The sequence below is a fragment of the Edaphosphingomonas fennica genome, assembly GCF_003034225.1.
GTDB lineage: Bacteria > Pseudomonadota > Alphaproteobacteria > Sphingomonadales > Sphingomonadaceae > Sphingomonas_E > Sphingomonas_E fennica.
In genome coordinates this window covers 1-1,791 of sequence record NZ_PHHF01000014.1, presented here as the reverse complement: position 1 = coordinate 1,791, position 1,791 = coordinate 1, and the positions used below count along the sequence as shown (strand labels likewise).

The 1,791-nt window shown below is 64.2% G+C and carries 2 protein-coding genes; both read right to left on the bottom strand.

Annotated features, from left to right (window positions below; genetic code table 11):
* Nucleotides 1-125: 125 nt before the first annotated feature.
* On the bottom strand, nucleotides 126-896 hold the full coding sequence (gene istB / locus CV103_RS02745) for an IS21-like element helper ATPase IstB (protein WP_107393909.1): 771 nt from the start codon (nucleotides 894-896) through the stop codon (nucleotides 126-128).
* On the bottom strand, nucleotides 893-1,791 hold an 899-nt coding region (locus CV103_RS02740; protein ID WP_146163370.1), incomplete at its 5' end, for a transposase. The genes istB and CV103_RS02740, both read right to left, overlap by 4 nt.

Genomic DNA, 1,791 nt, shown 5'->3' with positions numbered 1-1,791 from the left:
TGTCAACGGCGGAGCAAAAACCGGCCATTGGGCGGCGCAAAACCAGGCCACTGGCGCTGCTGCGAGCGGGGAACGTCGGGAGGGCGTAGCCCGACCAGAGTTTTCCGCTCGCAGCAGCGGCGATCTTATTGGTGAGGGTTGGCGGTTTTTCGTGCCCGGCTTTGCGCGAGGCGATAGCTGTCGCCGTTCATCTCGAGGATGCTGACGTGGTGGGTCAGCCGGTCGAGGAGTGCGCCTGTGAGGCGCTCGGAACCGAAGGTTTGGGTCCATTCGTCGAAGGGCAGATTGCTGGTGATCAGGGTGGAGCCACGCTCGTAACGCTGCGAGATCAGCTCGAACAACAGCTCGGCGCCGGTTTTGGAGAGCGGCACGAAGCCCAGCTCGTCGATGATGAGCAGCTTGTAGCCCGCCATCTGCTTCTGGAAGCGCAGAAGACGGCGTTCGTCGCGCGCCTCCATCATCTCGCTGACGAGCGCGGCCGCTGTGGTGAAGCCGACGGACAATCCCTTCTGGCAGGCCGCCAGGCCGAGGCCGATCGCGACGTGGGTCTTGCCCGTGCCGCTGGGGCCGAGCGCGATGACGTTCTCGCGGCGCTCGATCCATTCGCACCGCGCCAGTTCCAGCACCAGCATCTTGTTGAGCTTCGGGATGGCGGCGAAGTCGAAGCTGTCGAGGCTTTTTGCGGCGGGGAACTTTGCCGCCTTGATGCGGCGTTCGACCATCCGCCGTTCCCGATCGATCAGTTCCAGCTCGACCAGCCGGGCAAGGTAGCGGACATGATCCACGCCCTCGACCGCACATTGCCGGGCAAGTTTGTGGTGCTCACGCAGGAAGGTCGGCAGCTTCAAGGTCTTGAGGTGGTGGGCGAGCAGGAGTTCTGGAGCATCGCTGCTCATGCCGGTTCCTCCTTACGGTCCAGCAGGCGCATATAGGCCTTGGCCGACGTCTTCTCGACAGTGGCTCTGGGCAGATAGGGATAGATGTCGAGGTCCAGCTTTGGTGGCCTGCGTTCGGCCCGGCACAGGACGAGGTGCTTCACGGCGTCGAAGCTGATGGCGCCCAGATGCAGCGCCTGCTTCACGGCTGCGTGCAGATCGGCCAGATCGAAGCTTTCCATCAGGCGCAGCACCTGCACATAGGCGCGCCGGCCCTGCTTGCCCATCCGTGCTTCCATGAGGCGGCGCAGTGTCGTGAACGCCTCCGGCAATTCCCAGCCCTGTAGCGGTGCCGCCTGGTCGAGCGCGTTGATCTTCTGCTCGATCAGCGGCAGGTAATGCAGTGGATCGAAGACAACCTCCTCGCGCTCATAGCTGCGCGGATGACGGGCAATGATCCCCCCGCCGCAGCCAATCACCACCTCGCCGACATAGCCACGGATCCAGACGTCCTGGTGGCCGTAGGCGACCGGGACGGAGTAGTCGTTGGTCCTGTAGCGCACCAGCGCCTGCGAAGTGACCCGACCGCTGGCATGGTCGCAAGCATCGAAGGGTGATGCCGGCAGTGGGCGCATCGCCACCAGATCGCGCAGCAAGCGTTCGCCGATCGTCTCGCTCTCGCCGCGCAGCCGGTCACCCTGGCGCTTGCGGCACTGCTCCTCGAGCCACAGATTGAACTCGTCCCACGATGCAAAGTGCGGAATCGGCACCATGAAGTTGCGGCGCACATAGCCGACCAGACCTTCGACGCTGCCCTTGTCATTGCCCTTGCCGGGGCGGCCGTAACGATCCCGGATCAGATAGTGGGACAGGAAGCCGCTGAACAGCGTTGCCCGCTTGCGCGTGCCGTCGGGCA

Bases quoted from the DNA above. Each gene is read 5' to 3' on its own strand.
- istB (WP_107393909.1), bottom strand. From the start codon at position 896: ATGAGCAGCGATGCTCCAGAACTCCTGCTCGCCCACCACCTCAAGACC.